A 2,500-nucleotide genomic window follows, 5' to 3' on the forward strand; every position below is an offset into this window, starting at 1 on the left:
TAATATAGCTGTCAAGTTGAGGCAGGAGTTGTTAAAACTTTTTTAAAAAAAGTTATTGACAAGCCGGATCAAGTTTGATAGAATATAGAAGTTGTCTGCAAGAGACAAAGACCTTTGAGAACTGAACAAGACGATGTGCAGGGCTCTGTAGGAATACAGAAGTCAAGAACAAGAGAATAAATCTGTCAGTGACAGAAATGAGTTAAGACTCGAACTTAAATGAGAGTTTGATCCTGGCTCAGGACGAACGCTGGCGGCGTGCCTAATACATGCAAGTAGAACGCTGAGACTTAGAGCTTGCTTTAAGTTGAGGAGTTGCGAACGGGTGAGTAACGCGTAGGTAACCTGCCTGATAGCGGGGGATAACTATTGGAAACGATAGCTAATACCGCATAATAGTGATTAACCCATGTTAGTTACTTGAAAGATGCAACTGCATCACTATCAGATGGACCTGCGTTGTATTAGCTAGTTGGTAAGGTAACGGCTTACCAAGGCGACGATACATAGCCGACCTGAGAGGGTGATCGGCCACACTGGGACTGAGACACGGCCCAGACTCCTACGGGAGGCAGCAGTAGGGAATCTTCGGCAATGGGGGCAACCCTGACCGAGCAACGCCGCGTGAGTGAAGAAGGTTTTCGGATCGTAAAGCTCTGTTGTAAGAGAAGAACGTATATGAGAGTGGAAAGTTCATATAGTGACGGTATCTTACCAGAAAGGGACGGCTAACTACGTGCCAGCAGCCGCGGTAATACGTAGGTCCCGAGCGTTGTCCGGATTTATTGGGCGTAAAGCGAGCGCAGGCGGTTTCATAAGTCTGAAGTTAAAGGCAGTGGCTTAACCATTGTACGCTTTGGAAACTGTGGGACTTGAGTGCAGAAGGGGAGAGTGGAATTCCATGTGTAGCGGTGAAATGCGTAGATATATGGAGGAACACCGGTGGCGAAAGCGGCTCTCTGGTCTGTAACTGACGCTGAGGCTCGAAAGCGTGGGGAGCAAACAGGATTAGATACCCTGGTAGTCCACGCCGTAAACGATGAGTGCTAGGTGTTGGGTCCTTTCCGGGACTCAGTGCCGCAGCTAACGCATTAAGCACTCCGCCTGGGGAGTACGACCGCAAGGTTGAAACTCAAAGGAATTGACGGGGGCCCGCACAAGCGGTGGAGCATGTGGTTTAATTCGAAGCAACGCGAAGAACCTTACCAGGTCTTGACATCCCGATGCCCGCTCTAGAGATAGAGTTTTACTTCGGTACATCGGTGACAGGTGGTGCATGGTTGTCGTCAGCTCGTGTCGTGAGATGTTGGGTTAAGTCCCGCAACGAGCGCAACCCTTATTGTTAGTTGCCATCATTAAGTTGGGCACTCTAGCGAGACTGCCGGTAATAAACCGGAGGAAGGTGGGGATGACGTCAAATCATCATGCCCCTTATGACCTGGGCTACACACGTGCTACAATGGCTGGTACAACGAGTCGCAAGTCGGTGACGGCAAGCTAATCTCTTAAAGCCAGTCTCAGTTCGGATTGTAGGCTGCAACTCGCCTACATGAAGTCGGAATCGCTAGTAATCGCGGATCAGCACGCCGCGGTGAATACGTTCCCGGGCCTTGTACACACCGCCCGTCACACCACGAGAGTTTGTAACACCCGAAGTCGGTGAGGTAACCGTAAGGAGCCAGCCGCCTAAGGTGGGATAGATGATTGGGGTGAAGTCGTAACAAGGTAGCCGTATCGGAAGGTGCGGCTGGATCACCTCCTTTCTAAGGAAAAACGGAACTGTACATTGTCTTGTTTAGTTTTGAGAGGTCTTGTGGGGCCTTAGCTCAGCTGGGAGAGCGCCTGCTTTGCACGCAGGAGGTCAGCGGTTCGATCCCGCTAGGCTCCATTAGGATGATAAATCCTAAATAGTTGTCCATTGAAAATTGAATATCTATATCAAATAGTAACAAGAAAATAAACCGAAACGCTGTGATTTAATGAGTTTTAAAAGAATAAGGTTAAGTTAATAAGGGCGCACGGTGGATGCCTTGGCACTAGAAGCCGATGAAGGACGTGACTAACGACGAAATGCCTTGGGTAGCTGTAAGTAAGCGATGATCCAGGGATGTCCGAATGGGGGAACCCGGCAGGTAATGCCTGTCATCCATGACTGTTAAGGTCATGCGAAGGAAGACGCAGTGAACTGAAACATCTAAGTAGCTGCAGGAAGAGAAAGCAAAAGCGATTGCCTTAGTAGCGGCGAGCGAAAAGGTAAGAGGGCAAACCGAAGAGTTTACTCTTCGGGGTTGTAGGACTGCAATGTGGACTTAAAGAGTATAGACGAATAACCTGGAAAGGTTAGCCAAAGAGAGTAAAAGCCTCGTAGTTGAAATAGTCTTTATACCTAGCAGTATCCTGAGTACGGCGGGACACGTGAAATCCCGTCGGAATCTGGGAGGACCATCTCCTAACCCTAAATACTCTCTAGTGACCGATAGTGAACCAGTACCGTGAGGGA

1 tRNA gene and 2 rRNA genes (1 of these 3 cut by a window edge) are annotated in these 2,500 nt (G+C 49.0%); all 3 read left to right on the forward strand.

Going from position 1 to position 2,500, the window contains the following annotated elements:
• The first annotated feature begins 215 nt into the window (after positions 1-215).
• A 16S ribosomal RNA gene (locus ACLN19_RS08785) occupies positions 216-1,763 on the forward strand.
• Positions 1,764-1,815: 52 nt separating this feature from the next.
• Positions 1,816-1,888: transfer RNA gene (locus tag ACLN19_RS08790), tRNA-Ala, on the forward strand.
• A 110-nt stretch (positions 1,889-1,998) separates the two neighbouring features.
• Positions 1,999-2,500: ribosomal RNA gene (locus ACLN19_RS08795) — 23S ribosomal RNA — on the forward strand; it runs 2,398 nt beyond the window's last position.
• The 16S and 23S rRNA genes sit together here with 1 tRNA gene alongside, the layout of an rRNA operon.

Source organism: Streptococcus lishijunsis, assembly GCF_047290665.1.
Lineage (GTDB): Bacteria > Bacillota > Bacilli > Lactobacillales > Streptococcaceae > Streptococcus.